The organism is Cohnella sp. GCM10012308 (genome assembly GCF_042649185.1).
GTDB lineage: Bacteria > Bacillota > Bacilli > Paenibacillales > Paenibacillaceae > Cohnella.
Genome location: NZ_JBHRYU010000036.1, coordinates 14,367 through 40,826, shown reverse-complemented (window position 1 = coordinate 40,826; position 26,460 = coordinate 14,367). Strand labels below are relative to the sequence as shown.

General features: G+C 55.5%; 18 protein-coding genes. 1 reads left to right on the top strand and 17 read right to left on the bottom strand.

The annotated features are described in order from the left end of the window. Nucleotides 1-295 precede the first annotated feature (295 nt). On the bottom strand, nucleotides 296-1,171 hold the full coding sequence (locus ACFOTD_RS28600) for an AraC family transcriptional regulator (protein ID WP_378123369.1): 876 nt from the start codon (nucleotides 1,169-1,171) through the stop codon (nucleotides 296-298). Between the two features lie 147 nt (nucleotides 1,172-1,318). Between ACFOTD_RS28600 and ACFOTD_RS28595 the strand changes: the two genes are divergently transcribed. Beyond that, the gene (locus ACFOTD_RS28595; protein ID WP_378123368.1) at nucleotides 1,319-3,289 is read left to right on the top strand and encodes a beta-galactosidase trimerization domain-containing protein; all 1,971 of its coding nucleotides are present in this window, start codon (nucleotides 1,319-1,321) and stop codon (nucleotides 3,287-3,289) included. Nucleotides 3,290-3,382: 93 nt separating this feature from the next. Here the strand turns inward: ACFOTD_RS28595 and ACFOTD_RS28590 are convergent, their stop codons facing one another. The 16 genes from ACFOTD_RS28590 to ACFOTD_RS28515 form a co-directional block, all read right to left on the bottom strand. Beyond that, entirely contained in the window at nucleotides 3,383-7,276 is a 3,894-nt protein-coding gene (locus ACFOTD_RS28590) for a discoidin domain-containing protein (RefSeq protein WP_378123367.1), read from the bottom strand. A 304-nt stretch (nucleotides 7,277-7,580) separates the two neighbouring features. Next, nucleotides 7,581-8,144, bottom strand: a complete 564-nt coding sequence (locus ACFOTD_RS28585) for an NADPH-dependent FMN reductase (protein WP_378123366.1) — start codon at nucleotides 8,142-8,144, stop codon at nucleotides 7,581-7,583. 301 nt (nucleotides 8,145-8,445) lie between these two features. Beyond that, nucleotides 8,446-9,444 carry a type I glyceraldehyde-3-phosphate dehydrogenase gene (locus tag ACFOTD_RS28580; RefSeq protein ID WP_277566432.1) on the bottom strand — a complete coding sequence of 333 codons (999 nt, stop codon included), beginning with the start codon at nucleotides 9,442-9,444 and terminating at the stop codon, nucleotides 8,446-8,448. 52 nt (nucleotides 9,445-9,496) lie between these two features. Next, nucleotides 9,497-10,471 carry a ring-cleaving dioxygenase gene (locus tag ACFOTD_RS28575; RefSeq protein ID WP_378123365.1) on the bottom strand — a complete coding sequence of 325 codons (975 nt, stop codon included), beginning with the start codon at nucleotides 10,469-10,471 and terminating at the stop codon, nucleotides 9,497-9,499. Between the two features lie 51 nt (nucleotides 10,472-10,522). Then, nucleotides 10,523-10,924, bottom strand: a complete 402-nt coding sequence (locus ACFOTD_RS28570; protein ID WP_378123364.1) for a DoxX family protein — start codon at nucleotides 10,922-10,924, stop codon at nucleotides 10,523-10,525. Between the two features lie 28 nt (nucleotides 10,925-10,952). Further along, nucleotides 10,953-11,093 carry a hypothetical protein gene (locus ACFOTD_RS28565; RefSeq protein ID WP_378123363.1) on the bottom strand — a complete coding sequence of 47 codons (141 nt, stop codon included), beginning with the start codon at nucleotides 11,091-11,093 and terminating at the stop codon, nucleotides 10,953-10,955. Between the two features lie 188 nt (nucleotides 11,094-11,281). Beyond that, nucleotides 11,282-11,641 (bottom strand): hypothetical protein, encoded by a 360-nt coding sequence (locus ACFOTD_RS28560; RefSeq protein ID WP_378123362.1) that lies wholly within the window; start codon nucleotides 11,639-11,641, stop codon nucleotides 11,282-11,284. Between the two features lie 300 nt (nucleotides 11,642-11,941). Then, on the bottom strand, nucleotides 11,942-13,144 hold the full coding sequence (locus ACFOTD_RS28555; protein ID WP_378123361.1) for a low temperature requirement protein A: 1,203 nt from the start codon (nucleotides 13,142-13,144) through the stop codon (nucleotides 11,942-11,944). Between the two features lie 72 nt (nucleotides 13,145-13,216). Beyond that, on the bottom strand, nucleotides 13,217-14,098 hold the full coding sequence (locus ACFOTD_RS28550) for a DMT family transporter (RefSeq protein ID WP_378123360.1): 882 nt from the start codon (nucleotides 14,096-14,098) through the stop codon (nucleotides 13,217-13,219). Between the two features lie 102 nt (nucleotides 14,099-14,200). Then, nucleotides 14,201-14,761: a Uma2 family endonuclease gene (locus ACFOTD_RS28545; protein ID WP_378123359.1), complete on the bottom strand. Its 561-nt coding sequence runs from the start codon at nucleotides 14,759-14,761 to the stop codon at nucleotides 14,201-14,203. Nucleotides 14,762-14,924: 163 nt separating this feature from the next. Continuing rightward, nucleotides 14,925-17,648 (bottom strand): alpha-mannosidase, encoded by a 2,724-nt coding sequence (locus ACFOTD_RS28540; protein WP_378123358.1) that lies wholly within the window; start codon nucleotides 17,646-17,648, stop codon nucleotides 14,925-14,927. 48 nt (nucleotides 17,649-17,696) lie between these two features. Beyond that, nucleotides 17,697-18,593 carry a carbohydrate ABC transporter permease gene (locus tag ACFOTD_RS28535; protein WP_378123357.1) on the bottom strand — a complete coding sequence of 299 codons (897 nt, stop codon included), beginning with the start codon at nucleotides 18,591-18,593 and terminating at the stop codon, nucleotides 17,697-17,699. A gap of 22 nt (nucleotides 18,594-18,615) precedes the next feature. Next, a complete protein-coding gene (locus ACFOTD_RS28530; protein ID WP_378123356.1) occupies nucleotides 18,616-19,584 on the bottom strand; it encodes a carbohydrate ABC transporter permease in 969 nt (322 codons plus the stop codon). Continuing rightward, complete coding sequence (locus tag ACFOTD_RS28525; protein ID WP_378123355.1) at nucleotides 19,581-20,942, bottom strand: extracellular solute-binding protein; 1,362 nt, start codon at nucleotides 20,940-20,942, stop codon at nucleotides 19,581-19,583. The genes ACFOTD_RS28530 and ACFOTD_RS28525 overlap by 4 nt, the downstream gene beginning before the upstream one ends. Nucleotides 20,943-21,214: 272 nt before the next feature. After that, entirely contained in the window at nucleotides 21,215-22,381 is a 1,167-nt protein-coding gene (locus ACFOTD_RS28520) for a GntR family transcriptional regulator (RefSeq protein ID WP_378123354.1), read from the bottom strand. Between the two features lie 122 nt (nucleotides 22,382-22,503). Beyond that, the gene (locus ACFOTD_RS28515) at nucleotides 22,504-26,385 is read right to left on the bottom strand and encodes a malectin domain-containing carbohydrate-binding protein (RefSeq protein WP_378123353.1); all 3,882 of its coding nucleotides are present in this window, start codon (nucleotides 26,383-26,385) and stop codon (nucleotides 22,504-22,506) included. Between the last annotated feature and the right edge of the window lie 75 nt (nucleotides 26,386-26,460).

The following is a 26,460-nucleotide window of genomic DNA, read 5'->3' as shown; positions in this document are numbered from 1 at the left end:
GCAAAAGCGGAACCGAATGGTGCGACGAGCATACATATCAATAGCAATCCGACTAGTAATTTCGATGACCTGTTCGTAAGCATATAGTCCTCCTCGCATTCTATCCCCCCAACTATAGAACGATTAATAGGATAAAAAAATCCCCCTTTCGGGGGTGAGACCCCTGTGAAAAAAGGGGGAGGAGAAGGGGAGAAAGAGGGGAGGAGGATTCAGGCATGCGACTGAAAGCTGGGTACATCGGCGCTATCGCGCTTGAAAAACTTCGAATTACGTCGAATGGCAGTCAGGGCGCACTCTACGCGTAGCCGGCATGCAGCCTTCGGTACGCCGCGGGCGACATCCCCGTGTCCTTGCGGAACAGGCGGCCGAAATAATTCGGATCCGCGATCCCGACGGCCTCCGCGACCTGCTTCACGGATAGCTCGGGCGAGCGCTCGAGCAGCCTGCGCGCCCGGTCCACCCTGACGTGACGCACGTATTCGACCGGGCTCATGCCGGTGTGGCGTTTCATGCACCGGGCGATATAATCCGGGTGAAAATGAAATTCGCGCTCGAGCGCTTCGATGTCGAAGGGTTCGAAGGCCGTGTGCCGCAAGTACGCGGATACCTCTTCGGCCAGCCTGCTCGTGCGTGTCTCGGTTGCCGCGCCCCGGACGAATTGCTGCATGACGGACAGCAGCTGCACGAACGCCGCCTGCAGACGCCATACCGCATCGACCGTCAGCCTGTCGTGCAGCTTCACCAGCCGGTCCAGCGCCGGCCACGCTTCGTCCATCCTGAACGCCCCGGACTTCGGAATATAAACAGGCTGCATGCCCGGTTGAAGATCTTTGTCCGTGCCTTTGCGCAGCGCGAGCGACCATGGGATCTCGTCTGAATTAACGAGCCGGTGTCCGGAATCGTGCTTGACGTGGAACCAATACAGCTCCGTCGGCATCTCGCACGGCCGAACTCCCTCGTGCACCTTTCCTGGCTCCAGTACGAGCAGATGGTTAGGCCCGATCGCGTATTCCACGCCGTCCTCCTCCATATACAAACAACCTGACTTCACGAAAATAATGTCGTATAGATCGAAGGAACGCCGGAAATGCTGCATTCCCGGACGCCAGGTTCCATGCCCCGCCGTCACCAGCTGCGGCATCGGCGGCACTTGCCACTGTATGCAATCCATCTCGTCCCTCCTCGCGCTTCGCGGCTTGTGCTAATCATAATCCGAAAAGTCGTTTTTGTGCTAGAGGTTGTCGTTCCTATAACTATCGGCCGGCGTGCAAACGCTTTACACTGATAGCAAACAGAACGTTTCGCGGGAGGTTATTTTATGAGACTTCGTCAAGTGCATCTGGATTTTCATACGTCCGAGCTCATCGAAGGCATCGGCTCGTCGTTCTCGGCGCAGCAGTTCCAGGACATGCTTAAGCTTGGGCACGTCGATTCGATCACCGTATTTTCCAAATGCCATCACGGGTGGGCCTACCATCCGACGACGGCCAACGAAATGCATCCGCACCTCTCGTTCGATCTGCTCGGCGCGCAGATCGAAGCTGCGCACGCGATCGGCGTCAAGACGCCGGTCTATCTGTCGGCAGGCCTCGACGAGAAGCTCGCCCGCGTCCATCCGGAATGGCTGGTGCGCCGCGCAGACGAGTCGACGCAATGGGCGCCCGATTTTCTCACGCCGGGTTATCACGAGTTTTGCATGAACACGCCCTATCTCGACACCCTTGTCGCCCAGATTGAGGAGGTCGTGCAGGAGTACGACGCGGACGGGATCTTCCTCGACATCGTCGGCATCCGCAAATGCTACTGCCAGTTCTGCATCCGATCGGCGCGCGCAGAAGGCATCGATCCTCGCGACGAGAGCGCGATGCGGCCGCTATGGGAGCGCACCTACCTTCGTTATGCGGAGCGCACGAACGAGGCCGTCCATAAGTATCGCCCGGAGCTCTCGGTGTTCCACAACGGCGGTCATATTCCCCAGGGCAGACGGGAATTGGCCCTCCTGAACACGCACCACCTGGAGCTGGAGTCCCTGCCGACCGGCGGCTGGGGTTACGACCATTTCCCGCTGTCAGCGCGATACGTCCAGCAGCTCGGCCGTCCGTTTCTCGGCATGACGGGCAAGTTCCATCTATCCTGGGGCGAATTCGGCGGCTACAAGCATCCGAACGCCCTGCGGTACGAGACGGCACTGAGCTTGGCGAACGGCGCCGGCTGCTCCGTCGGAGACCAGCTTCATCCGGACGGCCTGATGGACGAGGCGACATACCGGCTGATCGGCGAGGCGTACAAGGAAGTGGAGGCCAAAGAAGCCTGGTGCGCGGATACGGTCAATGTGGCTGACATCGCCGTCTTTGGCATCGAGGCTTCGGGCCGTTTCCGCGGCGTTGGCGGCAACGTCGCAGACGCAGATAAGGGCGCGGCCCGGATGCTGCTGGAGACCAACAGGCTGTTCGACATCGTGGACCTGCAGTCGGATTGGACGGCCTATCCCGTGCTGATCCTGCCGGATCTGATTCCGGCCGACGCCGAGATCGAAGCGAAGCTGGCTGCCTATGTCGGCCAGGGCGGGCGGATACTCGCAACGGGAAGCGCCGGCCTGCGTTCGGACGGATCCGGCTTCGCCCTCGACTTTGGCGCGCGCTGGGTCGGCGCCAATCCGTACCGTCCGGACTACTTCGTACCCGCGGGTCCGTTCGGCCCGAGCGAAGGCGCATCGGCTGTCATGTACGGCGAAGGCCAGCGCATCGAAGCCGACGGCGGCCAGGTGCTCGGCTTCCGCGAGAACCCTTACTTTAACCGGGATGCATTCTCCTTCTCGTCCCACCTCCATACGCCGAACGACAAGAGCAGCCGCGAGCCCGGCATGATCGAGCACGACGCGGGCATCTATATCGCCTGGAACGTCTTCGGCGCCTATGCAGAGCATGGCAATCTCGTGCTGCGCCAGATGGTGGACTACGCGCTAGGACGATTGCTCGCCGCCCCGACGCTCGCGACCTCGCTGCCCGCGCAGGGCGTGACGACCCTGCAGGAGCAACCGGCCCATCGCCGTCTCGTTCACCATCTGCTGTACGCCTCGCCTGTCCGCCGCGGTCGAAATGTCGAGATCGTCGAAGACGTGATTCCAATCTATGACGTCGCATGCACGGTGCGCACCGACCGTCCGGTGGACAGCGTCTATCTGGCGCCGCAGATGACGGAGGTGCCGTTTACGGCGCACGATGGCGCGATTAGTTATACGGTCCCGGTGGTCGAGTGCCACCAGATGGTCGTGCTGCAGTTCGAGTAATATTGCGGTTGCGGCTGTGCATATACAAAAAGCTCGCCCCCACTTGGCCAATAGGGCCTTGCGAAGGGGCGAGCTTTTCCTATCTTTTGCCGATCAATGAATCGTCAGATTAAAACCCGTCTGCAGGTAATACAGGCTCGGATAAGCGATATTGCTCGTCGTCAGGCCGTTGAACGTCGCCGAGCCGTTGCCGGTATAGGTGTAGATCGCGGCCCCTTGGTGCGGTCCGGAGAACCGCGACGTCGTCACGCCGTCGAGCCCCGTGCCGTTGATGTTGATGTTGTTGAACACGACATTCTCGAAGCCGCCGCCGTAGCCGAACTGGATGGCGTCGCGCTGTGTATTGAGGATGTCGATGTTCGTGAACGTCACGTTGCGGATGGCGTCGTTCGACGCTTCGAGATCGATCGCGCCCCGTTCGCCGTTGTACAGGTCCTGGCTCGTGCCGCTGTTGATAATCGTCGTGTCGGAGAATACGACGCCGGTATTATTTTGAAAATGGTAGCCCGGGAACACGGTGTTCATGCGGATGCCGGAGCCGCCGACCGTGTCGACGATCAGGTTGTGGTCGGCCTTGTGGCCGCTGCCGCCGAAGAAGGCGATGCCTCCCGCGCGCCAGTTGTTCTCGATCGTGTTGTAGGAAAACGTGTTGTTCACGCCGGCCGGCGCGCCGTTCGTGTTGCTGGTCCAGACCGCGAGCGCGTCGTCCCCGTTGTTGCGCAGGTTGCTGTTGCGGACGATCGAATTGCTCGTACCCTGGGCGAAGTTGACGCCGTCGGCCAGGTTGTTGCGGATGCGGCTGTTCTCGATCGTCAGCCCGTTCGCGTAGATCGCCGGGGTATGCGCATAATCGCCGACCCAGAAGCCGCACTCGAAGTGCTCGACCCAGACGTCGTGAATCGTGGAGTTCGAGCCGAAGTTATCCATGAAGCCTTTGTAAATCGCATTTTGACCGTAGCGCGACCGGAGCTTGGAGTTCATGTACACGTTGCTGAAATCGAGCTTGCCGGAAATGCGCAGCGAGATGCCGCCGCCTGCCGCGTTGGGATTCGTGAACTGGATGTTCGTATGCCAGATGCCCGCGCCCGTCACGGTCAGGTTGTTGATCATGCTGCTGGCCGAGCCGATCTCCCACATGCTGCTCAGGTTAAACGTACCCTCGGGGATGTATAGCGTCTTGCCTGCAGCGACGGCGGCCGTCACCGCGGATTTGAACGCCGCAAGATCATCCTGTCCGTCGTTCGCCACAGCGCCGTAGTCGGTCACCGACACGGCATTGGTCGGACGGGCGATCGCCGCCGGTACCGGCTCGATCTCCAGGAAGTCGACGCCGTATTCCAGGCTGTCCCCGTTGCCCTTCTGAATCCGGATCGTGTCGCCCGGCGCAAGCGGCGTATCCATCTTCCAGTGCACCTCGTCGAAGCGGAAAAGCGGTCTTCCGCCGCCTGGCGCATCCGCCGGCATGTCGCCGGAGAAGTACTGCCAGTTGTAGTAAGACGAGAGCGATACCGTCTTAACCTTCGTCCCGTTGACGTAGACGTCAAGCGCGCCGTTCAGGCCTATGCCGTCGCCGGAGTCGGGCATCGTAAACCGCATCGTGACGCCTGCGCCGCCTTGTCCCTGGCGCACGGTCCACTGCGCGTAGGATCCGTTTGTCGGCAGCGCCACGTATTTCTGGCCGGACGCCTCCGAAGCGATCAGCGCTTGATCGAAGTTCGGCGCTGCCTGCAGCGTGGCGCCTCCGCCTCTCGTCGCGTCCTCCGTGTCGTAACGGTAGTAAGGCAAGCTGGCGCCGCGCGCCGCGTAGACCGTCAGGTTGGCCGTGCTCGCATTGTTGGCCTGCTTGGTCGGGACTTCGTTGCCGTCCGCGGCGACGGTCGTCGTCACCGTATAGCTGCCGTTAACTGCCGTCCACGTGCCCGGGACGGCGACGTTGACGGAAGCGCCCGCGGCCAGCGCGCCGCTGTAAGAACCGTTTAGCGTCTGGACGGTCGTTCCCGCTCCGTTTTTAATGGCGACCGCGATCGCATGCGCGCCTCCGGCCGAGGCGATCGTGCCCTGGTTTTTCAGATTGACCGTGAAGGTGACGGCGCTGTTCGCAGTCGGCGTGCCCGGCGACCACGCGGTCGAGGCGACCAGATCCGAACTCGAAACCGGCGCTACCGTGAGCGGCGCGACATTCGTATAGCTGTTGTTCGCTTCATTTTGCTCGATGACGGCGTTGTTCTCGTCAACCTTCGCCGAGAGCGTATAGGACGCGGTGTTCTTGGCGCCTGCGTTCACGGATACGTTCGCCGTAGCGCCTGGGGTCAAGGCGCCTACCTGCGCGGTACCGGCGGCATCGCCGTTCAGGTAGAAGTTGACCGTCGTCGCAGCCGATGCTGCGCTGCCGATGTTTTTAACGGTCGCGTTCAGCGTGAGGGCATCGGTCTCGATCGGCGAGGCCGGCGACCAGGACATGCCCGTGATCGTCAGGTCGGGATTGGCCGCCGGCGTGCCGAACACCTGGAATTCTGCGATTTGCCCGGCTGGCGCGCCGGTATTCGCCGTGATGTTCAACTGCAGACGCTTCACCGTCGCCGTCACGGGGATCGTCACCGTGTTGCCGGATGCCGGATTAAACGTGTAGGTTTGCGAGGAGACCAGGTTCGAAAAGGTTGTCGTGTTCTGATTGTGGCCGAGCACCTGGATCGTCTGGGTGCGCGCGCCCCACTCCGTCGCCGGATTGAGCTTGAGCACGATGGACGTGATATCTTGGTTGGCGCCGAAGTCGAGCGTCAGCGTGCTCGGATTGCCGCCGCCTTCCCAGTACGTGGCGGTGTTGTTGTCGTTCGCGTTGGTCGCCACGAAGGATTGGGTATTGGAGGATGCGACGATCGGCTTGCCGATTGCGATGTTGCCGCCCGGTGGCGGCGTAGCCGTTGGCGTTGCTGTCGGCGTCGCGGTTGGCGTGGCCGTCGGCGTTGCGGTCGGCGTCGCCGTCGGGGTTGCCGTCGGGGTTGCCGTTGGCGTAGCCGTTGGGGTTGCGGTCGGGGTGGCTGTCGGCGACGTGCCCGCATCGACCGCGATCTGGTCCAGATTCACGTTGGCGGAATCGCCGGCATCGTATTTGTAGGCGATCGTATTGCTGCCGGCGTTCAAGGTCAAGGCTTCCGTTTGCGTGCCCCAGGTGTCCCAGTTAGCCAGACTCGCGAGCGTGGTCTGACGGATCTTGGCGCCGTTCACGTAGACGGACAGCGTTCTGGCGGCGCCATTTGCGTTGGCATATTTCAGCGTAACGTTCCGGCTGCCCGCCGCAGCGGCGTTGACCGTGAACGTTGTCGCGGCCCCCTGCGTCCAGTAGCCGTCGACGAAGCCCGTTCCCGCGTAGCCCGCGTGATCGGTGTTCACCTTAGCCCCGCCCGAGAGCGCAGCGGACTCCGCCTGATACGTACCCGAAGGCGGCGTAGGCGTCGGAGTGGGCGTCGCGCCGGCCGCAGCGTAGATCTCGAACTCGGACAGCTGTGCCGCCGGCCAGCCCGTGTTGGCGGTCACGTTCAGACGAACGTACCGGGCGGACGTCGCCGTGAAGTTGATCGTGACGGCGTTGCCGGCAACGGCCGGATTAAACGTATAGTTCGCAGAACCCACGATGTTGGCAAACGTTGAACCGTTGGCGCTGCCTTGAACGGCCAGCGTCTGCGTGCGCGTTTCCCAGTTGGACGGCAGCTTCAGCACGATCTGGTCGATACTGACGCTCGCGCCCAGGTCGACCTGAATCCATTGCGGAAAGGCATTATTCGTACTCTCCCAATAGGTGCTTGCGTTGCCGTCTTTGACATTGTCCGGCGCATACGTCTGCGATTGGCCGCTCGCCGTAATCGTCTTGCCGATCGTCAGATTCGCTCCTCCGGCCGCGAACGCGGGAGTAAAGGAACCGGCGGCCGAGATCCATCCGGTAATCAGCAAAATAAGGGCGAGCGCCCATGCTGCGTGCTTGTGTCGCATTATAGTCCTCCTCGAAGTTGGATTGGAGCCGATGCTTGATTCTCAAGCAAAATGATAGCGGTTACAATTGATAACGAACCGATCCTCATGCCGACTGCTGCGGTTTACAATCGCGCGGTTAGCCTCCCTTCTCCCTTACTTATCTTCAAGTACAGCTTTATTATAGTGAGGCATTCCGCTTCGCTATAAGGCGTGATTTTACGAAGATGGTAGTCGATTCCAAGCACATGGCAACAGAACGAAAAAAACAGGCCAACCAGAGCTTCCTGGCTGACCTGAATCGACAATCCTGTTATACGGCGAGTTACTTCAATTCCTCCGACTGATCGATCCAACCAAGCAGCGTCTGGACGTACCGCTTCAAATACTTGAGCGTCGTTTCGTCCGTCAGGCGGCCGCGCTCGGCGTCCACTTTGTCCATGGCCTGAGAGATGTACATTTTCTGAAAAGGCAGTACCCAAGCTTGCGTCGCCTCCAGCGTCTGCCGGATCTGCTGCTGAGACAGGATCGTGCCCTTGGGCCCCGGCGTCGCGCCGACGATGCCGACGGGCTTGTGAATCAGCGCAGCCGTACGGGTCGGCGTGGATGCCCAATCCAGCGCGTTTTTCAGCACGCCGGGGATGCCCGAATTGTACTCCGGGCTCACGATGAGCAGCCCGTCCGCGCCGCGGATCGCCTCCCGATACAGACGTACGGCCTCGGGGCCGTCGCCCGTGTCGAGATCCGCGTTGTACAAAGGTAAATCCGCGATCGATATGTATTCGTAAGCGGCCTCTTCCTCCAGGCCAAGCTCCGGCACGGTGGCCGCGATCATGCGATTGTACGACTGCTCCCTCAGACTCCCCACGATAATGCCGATCTTTTTCATCCATACGCCTCCTCTTAGACTGAAGTTAAAAACCTGCATACATACATCTATTCTCGATGGTACGGACCGATTAAGAGAGCAAAGATGCAAATATGCATCTTTTTCCGCTAGCCGCCCGGATAATCATCGTTTTCATCCAATTTGCCTGCATATTTGCATTTATTTCAACAAGCATTGCTTTTCGATAGACAATAAATGTATAAATGCAGTTATTCAACCGGCACGGCAAACGAACGACTCCGGCGATCCGCCCCCGTAGAAAAGGACGACCGGCTGACTGGCCGGCCGTCCCTTCATTGCGTTAGCGATTGGCGAGGTATGCCGCGACCTCGGCGAGTCTCGAGGCGTAGCCCCATTCATTGTCGTACCAGGCCGCGATCGACACGATGTCGCCCTGCACCTGCGTCAGCGGCAGGTCGATGATCGACGAATGCGAATCGCCGACGATGCGCGAGGATGCCCACTCGCCCTCGAGCACGTCCAGCACGCCCTTGAGCTCGCCTTCGGCCGCCGCGGCGCGGAACATGTCATTGATCTCCTGCGCGGTAACCGGCTTTTCGGTGATCAGGTTGAGCTCGGCGATGCTGCCGGTCCGGGTTGGAATGCGGTAGGCCTTGCCCGTGATCTGAAGATCCGGCCAGATGAACTTGAGCGCCTTGGCCGCGCCGGAGGACGACGGAATGATGTTCTCCGCAGCCGCCCAAGAATCGCGACGATCCTTCATCGGCTGATCCGTCAGCGATTGGGTGTTCGTGTAGGAATGGACGGTCGAGAACAGGCCGTGCTTGATCCCGAAGTTCTCGCGAACCAGCTTGACGACCGGAGCCAGCGCATTGGTCGTGCAGCTCGCCATGCTGATGATCTTGTGCTTGTCCGGATCGAAGTGGTCGAGATTGATCCCCTTCAGCAGCACCGCGTCGCAATCGTCCAGCGTCTTGCTCGGGCCGCTGACGAGCACGCGCTTGGCGCCGCGGTCCAGATGAACCTGGGCGACCGAACGCGTGACGGCACGGCCGGTACAATCGATGACCAGATCCACGCCGAGCGCCTGCCAGTCCGGCACCTCGCTTGCGGAGTTGATGTACTGGATGTCCCGGCCGCCGATGACGATGCTGCCTTCGCCGCCGGATACCGCCTCTGGCCACCTTTTATAGTTAGTGTCGACCTCGAACAGCGCTGCCAGCGTGGCCTCGTCCTTGATGTCCGAGATCGATACCGGTACGAACAAATTGTCTTGAAGGGCGACTCTGAGCAGCTGCCTGCCGATGCGTCCGAATCCGAATACCGCTATTTTGCCCATGCTTACCCTCCGTTATGAATAAAGTGATGTTACTTTCTCTTACCTCTACAATTTACACCGAATTGCGGTCGGTTTGAAGAGCCTCGGGAATTAATTCGCGCACTTCGATCGGCTGCAGGTTCGCTTCGATCTGTTCGCGGTGCAGCTCGTACCACGATGGGAGCATCAGCTTGCCGCCCAACGTTTCCGCAGGCTCGTCGTTCGCGAACCCGGGCGGATCCGTGGCGATCTCGAACAGAATGCCGCCGCTCTCGCGGAAATAGATGGCGTTGAAGTATTGGCGGTCGATGACCTCCGTCGGATAGAAGCCGGCTTCGCTGACCTGCTGCTGCCATTGCACGTGCTCTTCGAAGTCCTTGGATCTCCAGGCAATATGGTGGATCGTGCCTGCGCCAGGCGTCCCCCACGGAATGTCGGACGTCGGTACGTCGACGATGTTGCCGATGTCGCCAAATGCCTGGAAGCGCGTATAGCCATCCTCTTCGCCGATGCGGGTCATGCCGAGCACATGCTCGAGGACCGCGCCGGTCTGCTTGACGTTTGCGCTGAACAGGATCGCGCCGCCGAAACCCTTGATCGCCTTGTCGGCCGTAATGCCGCCGAACGACCATTCGCTGTTGGCGCCGCCTTCCCGTTCGACGAGTTCCAGGCGCAAACCTTCGTTGTCCTCGAACTGTACGAAGCTTTCCCCGAAGCGCGACGTCTTCTCGAACGAGATGCCGAAGCTTGCGAGACGTTGCTCCCAGAAAGCCAGGGCGCCGACCGGCACGACATAAGTCGTCACGCCGACCTGGCCGCCGCCAACCTTGCCCTTGCGGGAGCCGGGATGCGGGAAGAAGGTAATGATCGTGCCGGGGCTGCCGTCCTTGTCGCCGAAGTAGAGGTGGTACACTTCCGGTGCGTCGAAGTTGATCGTCTTCTTGACGAGCCGGAGGCCCAGGACGCCGGCATAGAAGTCGACGTTTTCCTGCGGATTTCTGGCGAATGCGGTAATATGGTGGATACCTGCGGTTTGGATGGTAGTCATGATTGAATCACTCCTCGTTTATGTTAGGAAATGCTCGTTTGGTTTAGTCGATTAGAATAAGTTGAACACGTTGTCGAGCGAGTATTCGCCTGCGCCAGTCAGCGCGACGCCGATCGCGATGGCGAGCATGACGAGCGGATATTCGTAGCCATTGGCGGTCGACCATAGTCCGTTGGGTGCGTGGACTTTGATTGCGCCGATCATGGCGAGCGCGATCAGGACCGCGGCGACCGGCGTCAGCAGGCCGACCGTGAACAACGCGCCGCCGAGGAACTCCATGAGACCCGCGATGACGGCCATCGCGACGCCCGGCTTGATGCCGACCGATTCCATCCAGCCGCCCGTTCCCTTCGGGCCGTAGCCGCCGAACATCCCGAACAGCTTCTGAGCCCCATGCCCTACGAACAACAAACCTACAACGATTCGAATGATCAGCAATCCCGTATCCATCATGATAATTCTCTCCCTCAAAATGTTTATTTTAATTTTCTTTAATTAAAGATATTAGACCGGCGAAAACTTGATATTCTAAATCGGTTCGCGCCATCCCTTGCCTTGCTGCTGCTGCATCAGCCTCGTCTTCATCGCCAGCTTCATCTCCGTCGTGCCGGTCATTCGTCATTCCTCATTTCGCCGTTTGTTTGGTTTAGATTGGTTCGATTATTTTGGTTCGTTTTGCTTTTGTTTGTTTGCTGCGTTTATGTCTTGAATTAAAGATAATTGATTTCGAGCATTTTGTCAACACCCCTTTTAATGATTTTGGGGAGGCTCTATTTTCGCGTAGGCTTGGCTTGTTTCTAGTTGGGAGTTCTAGCGCGTGGCGACGTCCTCGAGGCTTGGTTTGTTTCTAATTGGGACTTCCGGCGACTTGGCGACGTCCTCGAGGGTTTGCTTGTTTCTAGTTGGGACTTCCATCGATGTGGCGACGTCCTCGAGGGTTTGCTTGTTTCTAATTGGGACTTCCGGCGACGTGGCGGCATCATGGAGGGCAGGTTTGTTTCTAATTGGGACTACCATCGATGTGGCGACGTCCTCGAGGGTTTGCTTGTTTCTAATTGGGACTTCCGGCGACGTGGCGGCATCATGGTAGGCAGGTTTGTTTCTCATCGGGACTTCCGGCGATGTGGCGACGTCCTCGAGGGTTTGCTTGTTTCTAATTGGGACTTCCATCGATGTGGCGACGTCCTCGAGGGTTTGCTTGTTTCTAGTTGGGACTTCCGGCGATGTGGCTATATCCGAGAGGGCAGTTTTTTTCTAGTTGGGACTTCCTACGACGTGGCGGCCTCCTCTAGTCTGGTTTGTTTCTAATTGGGACTTCCGGCGACGTGGCGGCGTCCTGCAGGGTTGGTTGCTCTATATGAGACCAACTGCGCCGTCCAGACTCGCTTCCCTGCGTTTTTGTTTCGCACAAAAAACCGCCAGGACCATCCATTCGGATGGCGCAGGCGGCTAATTGCTTAAACGCCTAGCTCAGGCGTGATGATGCTTGGGCACGAGCGTGCACAACCGGTTGGAAAACCGGCTGCCCCATACGGCGACCGCGATCAGAACGATGACGGCGGAAGCCGACAGCGCCAGCGGCGTTAGCGAGTGCGAGAACAGCGCGAGTACGGCCAGCGCGGCGAGTCCCGTCGCATGCGGTACGGCGAACATGCGGGACACGATCCATATAAAGATCGCGTTGCTTAGCAAATAGAGGGCCGGGGAACCCAATATAACCAAGGCGACGCCCGACTCCAGATGCCCTGTCGGGTGCGCAAGCAGAAATTCGTCCGCGACGGCCGACAGCACGATACCTCCTGCCAACAGCAGGTGCGTATACGTATAGGCCGCTCTGGCCAGCTGTCCCGGGACGCTCGCGTTCACGATATAGTGATGGCCGATGCGCGAGGTCGTCTCGAAGTAAATCCACCACATAGACACCGTGCCCAAGAACGAGACGAGGAATGCCAGCACCGTCTCCGCGTTTCTCTCCAGGCCCGCAAAGGTGGCGCCCATGACGATAATGGACTCTCCGAGCGCGATAATAATGAACAGCCCTGCACGCTCCGCCATATGGGCGCCTTCGACCGCCCAGTCCGCGGCCGTGGAGCGGCCGATCCTCGGCACCCAGAAGCCAAGGGAAGGGGCGACATAATCGATCAGCAGCGCGACGCCCCAGAGCGCGAGCCGGATCTCGTCCTCCTGCGTCCCGCCCGCGACCCAAAAGACGCCCGACAAAATGAGCCAGCACAGGATGCGCACCAGATTGATCTGATTGACCGGCGCGCCGTGCCCGAGCGCCCATACGGTGAAGGCGGTGCGCCCGATCTGGAACGCGGCATATGAGATGCCGAAGTACAGGCCGGCATGCTCGAACGCCTCGGGTATCGAGGTGGACATGATCAAGCCGACCAGCATAAGCGCGAACAGCATAATGCGCACCGGGAGTGCGTCGGGACTCAGCCAGTTGATGACCCAGGTCGTGTAGTTCCACGCCCACCAGACGGCCATCGTCAGCATAGCCGTATGCAGCGCGCCCATCCACGTGAAGTTCTCGAGCAGCGAATGGGACAGCTGCGTGACGGCGAATACGAAAATCAAATCGAAAAACAGTTCGATAAATGAAACCTTGCCCGAATCGCTAAGGCCTCTGCTGCGAAAAAGCTCGGGTCTGTGATGCGCTTGCGCCATGCCGGCGATCCTCCTCCTGTTCGCTCTCTAATGATTTAAAGCTGAGTATAGCAGAGAACGCCGGCTCTTTGGCTAAAGTTTCGCCTGCGGCCGCGCCGTCCTCCTCATCGGAATCGCGAATGCCGCGAGCAGACTGCCGAATAAAAGCAGAATTCCCGCTGTCTGCAGGCCGTCCGGCCGGAAGCCGTTTACCAAGACATCGAGTAGGATAGCGACGGCCGGATCGACGAAAACGAATACCGCGACGGTCGGCGACGGGAGGCGGCGGATGCTGCCGAAGAAGAGCAGGTACACGACGCCGGTATGGACGATGCCGGTCGCGACGGCGTAAATCCACTCGCTGCGGACGAGGCCGGCGTAAGCATTGAAATGCACGAACGGCAGCAGGAGCGCCATGCCAATCGCCATCTGGATAAAAGTTGTCGCGTACACGCTCGTCTGCCGAACGCTTCTCCCCAGCAGCATCGTCGCCGCGTAGAAGATGGCCGCCAGTACGCCGCAGAGCATGCCTTTCCAGCTAGGCGCAGTGCCCTCGAAACCCGCTCCCATGATGAGCATCGTCCCTGCGAAGCAGCCAGCCAGCGCGAAAACCGCCGTCCTGCCGAGCTTGTCCCGGAAAATCAGGCCGCCCGCGATCAGCGCGAGAATCGGGGCGAGATGATAGAGCGAGATCGCGATCGTCACGGATATGAGCCGGAACGCGGTGAACAGGAACACCCAATTGAGCAGGTTGGAGACGCCGCACGCGATGACGATCAGCGTCTCGCGGGCATCCCATCGCTCCCGCCTGAAGCTGCCGGTGAGCAGCCAGGCCGCCAGCAGAATGGCGAAGGCGCAAACGCAGCGGACAAATACCAATTCCACGGCCGGCAGGCCCGTTCGCGAAGAAAAGAAGCCGACCGAGCCGAATATGGCCATCGATATGATGAGCTGCGATAAAGCGGACTTGTGCATGATCTGGTTGCTTCTCCCCGGTATCTGATGGACCTAACTCTACTATAGAAGCAAGGCCCGGGACAACGCGGAAATCCGTGCCAGCGGCGCGGTCAAGCCCGACTAAACCGTATGTCGAAATACTTCGGATAAATTCACCGCCAGGCAAGGCATGGCCGACGAGACGATCTCATCCTCCGCCGTCCAGGTCTTGACGAGCCGGTACTCGCCTTCGGTCAGCACGAACTGATCGACCAGCCGGTACTCGGGCTCGACCAGCCAATATTCGGCGACGCCGAACCGCTCGTAGGTCCCTTTCTTAATCGTCTTGTCGTTGCGCGCCGTGCTGTCGGACAAAATCTCGACGACCAGGTCCGGCGCGCCATAAACATAACCGTCCCGGATGATGTCGCTGCGCGTCCGGCTAATATAGAGCAAGTCCGGCTGCAAAATATTGTCCTTGTCGAAGTGGACGTCCAGCGGCGCGAGCAGAATCACCCCATCCTGTGCGCAGGACGCATGGAACGCCAGATGAAGCTGCCCCAATATTTCCTGATGCACGAACTTCGGCGAAGTGAGGAAGTCGTACCGTACGCCGCCGATGATCTCGTAGCGTTCGTCAATGAAATAAGTGCCGTGGGTCTCCTTGACCTTGCCGCTGTCGCCGTTTTTCTTTTCACTCATCTCTAATCCCCCCTAAAATAAATACCCCGCAAAGCGCCGCGATCCATCGCGCGCTCTGCGGGGTGCTTCCCCGATCATTTCCCTCATTATGGTCGAAAAAGGACGAAACTGTCAATCCCTACAATGCGTCCCTGCTGTACGCCCTTGCACCTATCTTCGCCCGCTAGACCAGGGGCCGCGTCGTAAATTTGAACGTCTCTATTTTTTTAGCTCCGACGGTCCTAGCTGCAGCTTCCTCGTAGCGAACGGCGTCGGCTTGCGGCTCTTCCAATAAATTCGTAAGCTCCATCGTATTGAAGGCGCCGCTGAGGGACACCGTTAAATCGGATGCGGTCGGCTCCACATTGTAAACGCGAATGACGGGACCCGACCGATCCTCCGCCCATTTGATTGCCGAAACTAAAGCCGTACCCGTTATTTCTACAAACGAATGCTTTTGCTCAAGGGGCGGCCTATCCTTGTTCGGGTCGGGCCTTGTGAAGGTTCCCGTCAGCTCCGAGTCCTGAACCCATGCCCTGCCCTGCTCCCACCTGGCGTCATTTACAGGACAAGCTTTCGTTCTCAATCCTTGATGGAACAGCTCGGCTTCCGCATATAATCGGGTTGCCGTTTCGCTTGTAAACGGGCGTATCGCCAGGTCGATCCGGTGCTTGCCGATGCATTGCCCTTTCGCTTGAATGTCCGTCTCCAGCGCGACCGACTCGCGGATGTTGATATTCTCGACACACCGCAGCAAGGTTACGGCAATGCTGCGCTCGTCGTCCATCATTTCATATTCGTGCGTGCCTTTTCCGAATAACGCCAGTCCTCCGCGCGATTGCAGAGGCGCCACCCATTTCCAGAAAGGCTGCGCGTTGCAATCCCGGCCGAATTCTTTGCCTTCATCCCAAGCCCGCCGTACGACATCGAATTGTCCTCCCGCCCACACCTCGGCCACCTTTTCAGGCAGCGTGCAGATGTAACGGATGCGGTGATCCTTCGCCCGGTTGTCCATGTCGACTTGAATATTCAGTTGAGACGACGACTTGTCCAGGCGCAGGGTAACTTGAAATGTACATGGAACAAGCTCAGCTTGACGCGCCGTGTAATCTTCAGTCAAAGCAACGGGGAGCTCCCAGACAAAGCGGTATGTGCATTCCTCGTACAGGTCATTGGATAGGACGTCCACCACCTGAATATCGCCTTCCCACAGCTTCTTCGCCTCGCCGCTTACCGATGTGTACACGTACAAATCGCCGCGATCCCCCGAATCCTCGAATTGCCCTAAATTAGGCGTCGTTAGCCCCGTTTCTTTATCGGTTATCGTAAACGAGCCATTGGGCTGCACTTCTACTTTAAGCTTATCGTTTTCCAATTGAGGCCATCCGGTCGAGGCGCTCTCAGCGCGATTGATATCCTCGACGACATGACCGTCCGTATGGGCACGAATCCGGTAGGTTCGATAACCCATCGGCGGGACGACCGCTTGCAGCTCGATATCATACCTGCGAACCGATAATACGCCCGGCAGATTGATCGGACTTATGACATGAAGCCGGCTCGGCTTGGTTTCCGCGATTCGATAAGAAATAGAGCGTCCCGATTCATCTTCAATGCAAAATCTGTCGACATGATCCTCTTCCAAAAAGTAAACGACGGTCTTTAACGTTACGCTGCTTTCTACTTGCGAGGTATTGGCTGCCAATAGCTTCTGATCGCCCTTGTCGTAGCCTTCCGCACTGACTTGTTTCGCGATTGTTGTAAGCTTTTTATCGATAATGGCATTGGCAATTTCTTTGACGGAAACAAAGCGATCCATCATATGATCGTGCACCGCATCCTGGCTGCAGCCGCAAATGCTGTCGTGCGGATGGTTTTCCATATAAAGCTTCCAAAGGTAACGGAAATAATCGGAATCGTAATCGTCCAAACCCTTTAACGCACACCAGACAGAGAGCGGCTCCGCCCACTTTTCAATTAAATCGTGGCATTCTACATTCGCTTGCTTAATATAGAGGCGACTGGATAACGTGCCGCCCAATATCGCATAATCGACTCTCTCGCGCAGCTCGCCTTGAATAACGGGAACAGGAATCGTAGAATGGTCGGCTAAATACCGTTGGACGGTTTTAACGTAATTCGGCAAATTGTCATGGATCATATTGCTTTCGTCGCCAAACATCCTGCGTAATTGATCAAGCACATGCGACAAGTTTTCCTGCGCTTCCAGATGGTCGACGCCATTCATCATGAGATAATGCGGCACCGGATTAACCTTTTCCTCGCGATCCTTCATGAGCCGGAAATTGCCGTCCAGCTCGTCCGGGTCTTCCGGCAATCGCTGCGCGTTATTGTACCAATGCGTCATCAGGATCCCCAGCACTTCGCTGCCGTCCGGGGACTTCCATCGCGCGTACGGACTATTATGCTTTTCATAGTCGTAGCCGCGTCCGAATATCGAATTATCGATACCGATTTGATTCAAAATTTGCGGCATTTGACCGATTAAGCCGAAATGATCCGGTAAATAACCGATTTTCATTTCGCCGCCAAGCGCCCTGGACATCCGGATTCCTTCGATCAAGTTGCGCACCGTGGACTCTGCGCTGGTTAGGAACAGGTCGTTTTGTTGGTACCAGGGCCCGATTAAAATGCGCCCTTGCCGGATAAAAGCCTCCAGTCTCGACCTCTGCTCGGGTCTGATCGCGAAATAATCCTCAAGCACGATCGTCTGACCGTCTAAATGAAAATAGCTAAAATGAGGATCGTTATCCAGCAGATCCATCAAATTGTCGATGAGTCGAACGAGCCTGAATCGGAGGTTCTCAAAGGGCATATACCATTCGCGGTCCCAATGCGTATGCGAAATAAAATGAAAGCTGTCTTTATGATCTTCTTGGCCGATCATTAAAAATCCACTCCTACTGAATCGAATGATAGCAAAGCGACCACATGTCTATCCTTTTACGCCGGTCATCGCAAATGCTTGCACGAAATATTTTTGCAGCCATAAATAAACCAGAATGGGCGGCATCATCGTAATCGTCGCCAGCGCAAAAATAGCGGGATAATCCGGGGCCTGACCGGTTTGAAATTGCTTCGTCAACAGCATCGTGACGCCTGCGGCGATCATTTGTTTATCTAAATGATTAATGGCGATCATCGGCCAGAAATAATCGCTCCAAACGGTTACGAAAGTGATAATGGCTCCGGCCACTAAAATAGGCTTGACCATCGGCATGTAGATTAAAAAAATGCGAACAAAAACGCCGGCTCCGTCCATACGGGCCGCCTCCTCATAATCGTAAGGAAGCGAATCCAGCATTTGCTTCATCAGAAAGATGCAATAAAGGGTGATATAACCGAAAAGCCCGCCTACAAGCAGCGCTCCCCAGCTATCGATCATCCCGTGGCCGCCTTGGCCGAGCCAATTGTTGCCGCCCGCCAGCGGCCAACGCGCGAACAACAAATAGGTGGGAATGATCGTTACGGTCGATGGAATCATCATCAGGACGAGCAAAGCGAGAAATACGCCATTTCTACCTCTGAATCGCAGCTTGGAAAAAATGTAGCCGACCATGAGCGCCAGGAAGCCTGTCATAAAAACAAACCAGACCGTACGAAATAAGGTGTTCAGAAAAAGCTTGTATAGAACCGTATCGTTAAACAAGCGGACATACCTTTCCAAATGCCATTCCGTCGGAATCGGTACGATCAAGGTCTCGTAATAATCGCTTGACGAACCCAAGGACGCCAGCAATTGAAACAAAAACGGATAAAACATAATGAGGCTGCCGATTGCCAGGGTTCCGTAGAGCAGAAAGGATTCAACGAGCGAACGACGATGTGCCATTAGCATTCCACCTCTTTAGCCTTTAAGTATTGCTGCGCTGGGAATAGCGGTACTGAAGAATCGAAAACATAAAGGTTACGGCCAATACCATCACCGACGAAGCGCTAGCCATACCGAAGTTAAAGGATTGGAAAGCGTCTTGATAGATTCGGAATAAAATAATCGTCGTCTCCCCGTTCGGTCCGCCGCGGGAAATGAGTTGAATAGGTTCGAATATTTGGAAGCTGCCGATGATTCCCGTAATGATGACGAACATCGTAATCGGACGCAGCGAAGGAATCGTCACATGCCATAGCATTTTCAATTTATTGGCCCCGTCAACGCGAGCCGCTTCATACAAAGTCGTATCGATCCCTTGCAGGCCGGCCAAATAAATAATGACGGTGCCGCCGACGCCCTTCCATACCGTGACGAGAATAATCCAAAAGCTCATCCACAATGCGCTTTTCTGGAAAATGATCGGCTCCATGCCGAATTGAAGCATCATATGCCTCAGCAATCCGTCTACGGGATTGAGGACCGCGACCAGCATTTGCGAAACGACGGCAAAAGAAACCAGAACCGGCAAATACCAGACGGTACGTATAAGCGTGCTTCCAATCACCTTCTGATTTAAGAGCAGCGCGATTAAAAAACCGAACATCATCGAAAAAAACAAACAAATAAAACCAAAAGCCCCCGCCCTGAGCAGAGACGCTACATAATCGCCTTGCGTGAAAAAGATTTCGAAGTTTTTGATGCCGACCCACGCAGGCAGCCCTTCTAGTCCGGTCCACTCCGTGAAAGACAAGTAAATGACGAAAAAGGCGGGAAAGATCGAAAAAATGCCGAAGCCAAGCAGGACAGGAAACAATAAGGAATAGCCCGTGATCTCTTCCTGATAGCGACGGAACACCTTTTGGAAACGCGAGGGCGACAGCGGAGAGGCAAAGCTATCCCCATGAAGCTGACGCTTCATGGGATAGCCTTTCTGACTTTGAAGCTTACTCATTTCAACAAGCCTTCGGCCGTTTTTTGCGCTTCCGCAAGCGAAGCCGCAATGGGCTTATCCGCTATTAAGATGCCCTCTTGCGCTTTATACCACGCTTCCCAGACCTTCGGACCGTTCTTCGTGAAGACCGGAAGCGGCCCAGCCTCTTCATTGGCGACAATCTCTCCGAATACCGCCAGATCGGGAACGGCTTTGATCAATTCCGGATTAGCCGCAGCCAATTTGTTCGACGGCATTCTGCTGGAGATCAGCGCAAATTTCTCTTGATATTGTTCGCTCGCAATAATTCGCAAAAATTCCATGGCTTCTTCTTGATGCTTGGACTGCTTCAATGCGAACCAAAGCGTATTGCCGACGATTACATTCGCCCTCTTGCCGCCTTCATCCGGAACTGGCAGCGGCGCATAGCCGCAATTGCACTTTTCCGTTGCCGCCCAAGTGATATGCCAAGGTCCCGCAACCCCGAACGCCGCTTTGCCGTGATGCACCATGTTGTAAAGCGCGCCTTCGTCGTTCAAAGCGGTCGAACCCGTTGGGGTCGATTTGGAAAGCTCCTTCAGGAATTCCAGTGCCTTAGCATTTTCCGGCGTATCGAACGTAATCGTTGATCCGTCGGAAGCGGTCAGATCTCCGCCGAGCTGTCTCATGAAGGGCACGATCCGGAAGGCGCCGCCCAAGCCGGCCGTTTGAACGACGGAGCCAAAATATTCGCCTTTGCCCGCAGCCGTAATTTTATTTGACATGTCAATCCATTCGCTCCATGTCTTAGGCGGCGTGTTCGGATCCAATCCCGCCTTCGTCATGACGTCCTTGTTGTACATCAAGGAGAAAATGCCCGTCATGCCGGATACCGCGTAGTCTTTTCCATCCAATTTCGCTGCCGCCATCGGACCTTCCGCCAAATCTTTGGCGATGTCGGAAGGCACTTCGGATAAAGCATTAAGTCTCGCGAATTCAGGGATAAAGTCCTCGCCCCACGAGACATCCGGCGGATTGCCGGCCATGACGGAAATCATGAGATTCTGGCGAAGGTCGTCTCCCCAACCTTTATCCACATAATCGATTTTGATGCCGGGGAATTTCTTTTCCATTTCACTCTGAATAAAATCGTAGACGCTTTGGCTATTCGCAATCTCTTCCGGCGTTTTTGTCGTATCGTTAATCGTCGTTAAACTAGGAACTCCCCACACCGTCAGGGTGATCGGCTCTTTATTGGCGTTCGAGCCTGTATTCGCGCTTGAGCTGGCGCTCGCTGCGCCGCTGCTTGCCGGCGTGTTATTCGACGAGCATGCGGTCATTAACGCAGCGATCAACAGGATGGACAAAGAGAAAAATAAAGGCTTTTTGCGATTTTTCATGTTTTTACACCCTTTCGAGTTTAAGTGAGCATTGCGCAATCGTTAAGTAGTCGGCACGCAGTCGAGTAATCGCTTACATTGTTTCTTAAAAAAAAGCTTTTGTATCAGGCAATGCGGTTTGGCATGTTTGGATAACAGCCAAATGGTATCCCCCTGTCTCTAAAAATAATGACATGCAATGACTTCAGAAACAAAAGATATTAACATGTCATTATTTATTCTATTCTATATTTTTTAACATGTCAATATAACCAATCCTTTAATTACTTAAGCTACACATTTAACTGCGAGATTGGAATGGAACTGGACTGGCGAATAATCAATTTGGTAGGCAGCGTCTTTTTAACGATTTGATCTTCAGGTTCAGCGCGCTTCTTCAACATCAATAAGGCGGCTTGTTCGCCGATCGCAAAAAAGGATTGCTCCACGGTCGTTAACGGGACGTCTAGATGCTCACTGAACGAGAGATTGTCAAACCCCGTAACGGACAGCTCGTCAGGGACCGCTATGCCCATTTGCAGGGCTGCCTTGATCAAGTACATCGCGGTCATATCGTTAACAGAAACGATCGCCGTCGGCCTTGGCTCAAGCGCCATCAGCTGTTCCAATATATGATTGGCCGAATCCATCACCAGATCGGGCTGCTCCAGGGGAAGAATCGTAAAATCGATTAAATCGTCGGATACCAGGCTTTGATTCAAGGGAATGCCTCCATCGATCAGCGCTCTGCAATATCCTTTGTACCGCTCCATCACAGAAGCCGATTGCTTGATCGGGCTGCTCACAAACGCGATTCGTTGATGCTTAAGCGAGATTAGATGAGAAACCAAGTCATATACGCCCTGAAAGTTATCCGATACGACGAGCGGCGTATCCAAGCCTTCAATATTACGGTCAATAATGACAAAGGAATAGTTATCGATCATGAGCTTGCTGAACACGTCGATATTTTGCTCGCTCGAACATGGGTATATGATAATGCCATGAACCCCGTCATTGGTTAATCTTTCGATGATTTCTTTTTCCTTCGCGGCATTGTAATTTGAATTATGAAAGGTCACATAAAGCCCTTCGGATTCGCAAATATGCTCCACGCCGCGCAAAATATCGTAGCCGATTTGCTCGTTAAACGGGAGCACGACGGAAATGATCGGCATTGTACCGATCGAAGCTTCCCGTGCCGGCCAATTAACCGCACCATTATTCCAGCTTTCTTTTTCCCGGATAAAGCTGCCTCTCTTTTTGAGCCGATATATAAATCCTTTATGCTCCAATTCTTTGATCGCGCGCGTTACCGTAATTCTGCTTACGTTAAACATTTTCACCATTTCGGCGTCGATAGGGATACGGTCTCCGGGTTTAAGCTCTCCATCATTGAGTTTCTTTAAGAAATAGTCAATGATGACTTGATATTGCGGTACTTCCTTTTCCTTTGACATATATAAACACGGCCTCTTATTTTATGACATGCTATTATAATAACGTTTAGACGGTTGCTTTGGCAATAACTTAAAGGACATCCGGCAATTTCTTGACGGATGCCCTCGAATAGATATTGAGGTTACTCTGTTCTTACGATTTTAATGGCATTGACTTGCGCTTGATCGATCGATGAAGTAAATTGCAGGTTCAATTGACCGTCGCTGACGCTCACTTCTCTCCATACGATATCTTTGCCTTTAAGCGTACCGTTTAACATGACATACGGATCATAGTCCTGTACGTAACTTTTGCCCTCTGCCGTCATGCTGAACTTCCTTTGGGCATCGGCCGTTTTTACGAACTCAGCCATGGAAAGCTCCACGGTATACTTGCCGTTCGGCACGTCGAACCGGTAGCCGAAATTGGCGCCTTGTCTTGCCGTCTGGTATATATTCGCATCGTTTAATATCGTTAAAGCATCTTCGTCGTCGGTCACCGAAATGGCGCTGCCCGTCGAAATGGCGGTGGAAGTGCCGGTATACCCCCATCCGTCCGTCGCATTATAGGCTCTGTCCGACAACCACAAGCGTCCTTTGGAATCCGTAAAGTTCGTGCCCGCACCGGCGTTGACCAGCTTCTCGTAGCCGCCGGAAACGACATTGATATTCCATTCCATCGCAGGTCCGAAATAGCCGACTCCGGCATCCTGAAGGGCGCTTACGGACAATTTATACGTTCCCGGCGTGGCAGGCGCGGTGATATTGAAGTTAAAGACATAGCTGTCGCCCTTGATCACTTGCCAGTTGGGATTTAAAAACACGCGCTGATTGGTCGGACTGAGCGAATACCCGCTAAAAGGAAAATCGCTGAACGTAAACTGGTTGTTGGCCGTACTCGCCAGTCTGTACAAATTCGCCGCCGTCCACATCGCGGACCCGGTATTCAGAACCTCGATCGACACCTTCGCTTTTTCTCCCGCGATCATTGTTGCCGGCACTTTGGCGTATACCTGCGAAGCGTTGGCCGGCGGCACGACCTTGATCGTCCAGCTCATCGCATCCCCGAATTCGGCGCCGCCGTCGGTTTTCATCCTTGCGGATAGCGTATAATCTCCGACGGTCGCCGGCGCCTGCACCTTAAATACGAACGTTTTGGATTGCTCCGCGCCAACGGCGTCCTTGGCATTCATGAGAGCCTTCTGGCTGGTAGCGGACGAACTGCTTCCCCCGTCTCTAAATCCGCTCCACGTCAATTGATTCGCGGACGTCGCCGCCAATACGATATTGCCGGCCGCAGTCCACGTCGTCGTCCCCACGTTTTTCACGCTGACCGACACATTCGCGACCTCTCCCGGAGCGAGATGAATCGGCATTGCGGCATCGATCGGCGCGGCATCCTTCGCCGCGGCATTGCCGGGATAAACCCGGATATCCTTGATCGCCAGATCCCCCGTCCAGGTAACCCCTTCTTTAAGCATGGACGCGGAGAGACTATAAGTGCCTCGCTTGTTCGGCGCGACGAGATTAAACGTAAAGGTTTTGGTCTGTCCGGTCGCGATCGCATCCGCCGCGCTTAAATTCACTCGCTGAGCGCCGACGCCGCTAACCCCGCCACCACTCGCAAAATTCGTCCATACAAAATCGTTGGCCGGCCCCATGGGCGCTCCTAAATTAAACTTCTCAAGGCTGCCGAGCTTAAAATCGGTCGCAGCCGTCCAAGTTTGCGTGCCCACATTTTTATAAGTCACCGTGACAGGAATGGACGCCCCCTCGACGGCCGTATCCGGCGCGCTTATCGATACCAGCTGCGAGGCAATCGCGGGTCTGGCGATTACCTGAACGGTCTTGGTGTATAGCTGGCCCTGGGTGTTGACCAAATCCCTGATACTCTGGGCGGCAAACGTATAGTTCCCCGGTACGGTCGGCGCTTGGACCGCAAATTTATAGGTTTTCATCTTCATCGGTCCGACCGAATCGCTGGCCGAGAGGAAGACCCGCTGATCCGTCGCATTGTTGCTGTATCCGCCGTCGGCGAAATTTTTCCATATGAATTGATTGGGAGAAGGAGAGCTTAACCGGTCAAAGCTGGCTTGCGTCCAGGTGGCCGTGCCCATATTTCTCTGCGTGATCTCTACCGGATACGTCTCGCCGGCGATCATGACGTCGGGCACATCCGTTTTTAGCATAATCGAATTCAGCGACAGGTTTCCTTCGATTTTCTGATGAAGAAGGTAATTAAAGGTGTAGGGATCGACGAACTCATAGTTCCATTCCGGGTGCTCGGCGATTGCCTTCTTCTCCAAGGCCGCATGGAACGTCGGAGAGGAGAACGAGGTATGGATGGCGATGAAGTTGGGCTGCTGACCCGGATTCGTCAACGCTGAAGTCGCCGGGTATAATTGTCCGTTGGCTGCGCCGCTTAAATCGTTGCCATCGACGAAGGTTAATCTCGTCACGCCTAGTTTCGTATTTCTTACGGCCGGCACAGGACCATTAATCGAATTATCCAGCCCCGCAATGCCGTCATTGGAGAACTCCGCATAATTTTGCTCGACGGCATTGCCGATAAATCCGCCGTTGCCATTATGAATGAAGCTCGTATGCGTATAGCCCATCGTTCCGTACCAATATTTGTTCCAATTTTTCCAGATGCCCTGCGTGGCGAAAATGCCCGGATCCGAATAGCCTGCACCGCTTGCGCCGGCAGTCAATGAATCCTTGGGCGTTAACGTGTTCACCGCGTATTCGGCAATATCCGGCATGTCCTCGAGCATATTGGGCACCACGCCCCAGCCAAGGCTCGTGTTCCCGCGGTATTCGTCTTTCCAGAAGGAAGGGAACGTGTAATGCGTCGTGGAGCCGTCATGATCGCCGAGCAAAGCAGTGACGTAGGTTTTGTTGCCAAGCACGGGCGGAGATTCCTCGCGGTAACTCGGATTCATCTTCGATGCGACGGGAGCCCATGTATGAAACGAAGAATTGGAGGTGTCGAAGGTATCCAGAATGGAGGCTAGCGTAGCGTTATATTGCGAAAAGATCTGGACGAGCTTCCACTCTCCATCGACCGGCCCGTGCATCCCGTTGTTTTTATATGTAGCATATTTATCCCACCAGGGCAGAAAACCGTAAACGCTGATCGTTCTCGCATCTCCCCATTTGGACTTCAATGCCTGAAGAATCGCGATCATCGTGTTGTAATCGTTGCCCAAAGTTTGCGTCGGCGCATCGTTAGGCTTTTCGTCCGCCCACGGACTCAGATCGATAACAAACGCCTTGTTCATAACGAGATAGTCCCGGGAGGTCGTATAGTTGGATGCAAAAGTGCCGGGCTGTCTTGCGTAAGCATCTTCGACATAACCGAGCACGCCCGGATTTACTTTGTCGGTATCGATGTACTGTTGTTTGGCCCATACATAGGCGTCCGTTTTGGCGTTGGCCCCCGTGAACATGCCTGCCAGATTCGCCTTGGCGGCAAGTCCGTAAGGCGCCAATTGCGTTTCGAGAGTTCCGCCCTTCATGACGGCCGGTGCATTTTCAACGCCGGCGATCGTCGTAGCTACGTTCGCGGTCGCATCTACTTTAGGGTCCCAATAGACAACCCCGGTTATTTGCGACTTGAATACGTTCATTAAATCGGCAAGCGTCGTCAAGGGAACGACGGTATACTCGCTCAACCACTGTCCTCTTTTGCGAAATTGGTTAAACCAGTAACTGTCGATATTATTAACTTGGCTTTGAGTTGTTTGTCCGAGCACATTGTTATACTTGTTGTACACGTATAACGCCGGCCCTTTTTTATTGACGACGCCCTGGAGGGTGCTCAGAAACAGGGCGAAATCATAATAGTCGGCGTCGTTGACATCGGGATTTGCGGGCATATAATTCGCCAGGTTAAAGGTGTAGATCGTGTTGTCGGCAGGCGCGGCATAAGCCGTCGGCTCATTCCGGAAAGGGAATACGGAAACGATAAGCGAAAAACAAAGGGATAACGCCATCCACGTTATAAATTTCTTGTTGAACAAAATCATCATCTCCCCTAGTAATCTCAAGCTTAAAGTCTAAGAGCAGAACTAGAAAACGCTTACAAAAATCAGTAA

Bases quoted from the DNA above. Each gene is read 5' to 3' on its own strand.
- ACFOTD_RS28600 (WP_378123369.1), bottom strand. From the start codon at position 1,171: ATGGATTGCATACAGTGGCAAGTGCCGCCGATGCCGCAGCTGGTGACG.
- ACFOTD_RS28595 (WP_378123368.1), top strand. From the start codon at position 1,319: ATGAGACTTCGTCAAGTGCATCTGGATTTTCATACGTCCGAGCTCATC.
- ACFOTD_RS28590 (WP_378123367.1), bottom strand. From the start codon at position 7,276: ATGCGACACAAGCACGCAGCATGGGCGCTCGCCCTTATTTTGCTGATT.
- ACFOTD_RS28585 (WP_378123366.1), bottom strand. From the start codon at position 8,144: ATGAAAAAGATCGGCATTATCGTGGGGAGTCTGAGGGAGCAGTCGTAC.
- ACFOTD_RS28580 (WP_277566432.1), bottom strand. From the start codon at position 9,444: ATGGGCAAAATAGCGGTATTCGGATTCGGACGCATCGGCAGGCAGCTG.
- ACFOTD_RS28575 (WP_378123365.1), bottom strand. From the start codon at position 10,471: ATGACTACCATCCAAACCGCAGGTATCCACCATATTACCGCATTCGCC.
- ACFOTD_RS28570 (WP_378123364.1), bottom strand. From the start codon at position 10,924: ATGATGGATACGGGATTGCTGATCATTCGAATCGTTGTAGGTTTGTTG.
- ACFOTD_RS28565 (WP_378123363.1), bottom strand. From the start codon at position 11,093: ATGACGAATGACCGGCACGACGGAGATGAAGCTGGCGATGAAGACGAG.
- ACFOTD_RS28560 (WP_378123362.1), bottom strand. From the start codon at position 11,641: ATGGAAGTCCCAATTAGAAACAAGCAAACCCTCGAGGACGTCGCCACA.
- ACFOTD_RS28555 (WP_378123361.1), bottom strand. From the start codon at position 13,144: ATGGCGCAAGCGCATCACAGACCCGAGCTTTTTCGCAGCAGAGGCCTT.
- ACFOTD_RS28550 (WP_378123360.1), bottom strand. From the start codon at position 14,098: ATGCACAAGTCCGCTTTATCGCAGCTCATCATATCGATGGCCATATTC.
- ACFOTD_RS28545 (WP_378123359.1), bottom strand. From the start codon at position 14,761: ATGAGTGAAAAGAAAAACGGCGACAGCGGCAAGGTCAAGGAGACCCAC.
- ACFOTD_RS28540 (WP_378123358.1), bottom strand. From the start codon at position 17,648: ATGATCGGCCAAGAAGATCATAAAGACAGCTTTCATTTTATTTCGCAT.
- ACFOTD_RS28535 (WP_378123357.1), bottom strand. From the start codon at position 18,593: ATGGCACATCGTCGTTCGCTCGTTGAATCCTTTCTGCTCTACGGAACC.
- ACFOTD_RS28530 (WP_378123356.1), bottom strand. From the start codon at position 19,584: ATGAGTAAGCTTCAAAGTCAGAAAGGCTATCCCATGAAGCGTCAGCTT.
- ACFOTD_RS28525 (WP_378123355.1), bottom strand. From the start codon at position 20,942: ATGAAAAATCGCAAAAAGCCTTTATTTTTCTCTTTGTCCATCCTGTTG.
- ACFOTD_RS28520 (WP_378123354.1), bottom strand. From the start codon at position 22,381: ATGTCAAAGGAAAAGGAAGTACCGCAATATCAAGTCATCATTGACTAT.